General features: G+C 43.7%; 1 protein-coding gene. It reads right to left on the minus strand.

The features are described 5' to 3' along the window. Positions 1-439: hypothetical protein (locus tag ACTHTY_RS12080; RefSeq protein WP_440367871.1), on the minus strand; the 439-nt coding region annotated here is incomplete at both ends.

The following is a 439-nucleotide window of genomic DNA, read 5'->3' on the forward strand; positions in this document are numbered from 1 at the left end:
CATTAGACGTGTATTCCACATTTCTGGCAGTAGTTTTTCTTTGCGTGATGGCAGCGACATTTTGGCACCTCTCTCGGCTGCCCCCTTCTTTCTCTCCCCCCCTTTTTTCCCTTCTCTCTTTTTTCTTTTTTCTCCCCCTTTTTTTCTCCTCTCTCTCTCTTTTTCCCTTTCTCTCTTTTTCCCTTTTTTTTTCTTCTTTTTCTCCCCCCTTTTCTTTTCCTTTTTCCTCCCTTTTTCCTCCTTTTTTTCTTCTCTTTCCCCTTCTCCTTCCTTTCCTTTTCTCTCTCCTTTTTTCCCCCTTTCTCCTCTTCTCCCTTTCCCCTTCTTTCCCCTCCTTTTTCTCCTTCTTCTTTCTTCTTTCTTTTTTTCTTTTTTCCCCCTTCCTTTCCCTTTCCTCTTCCCTCTCCTCCCTTCCCCCTCTTTCCCTTCTCTCTTTTCC

It is taken from the genome of Neisseria sp. P0019.S002 (assembly GCF_051957155.1).
GTDB classification, from domain to species: Bacteria; Pseudomonadota; Gammaproteobacteria; order Burkholderiales; family Neisseriaceae; genus Neisseria; species Neisseria perflava.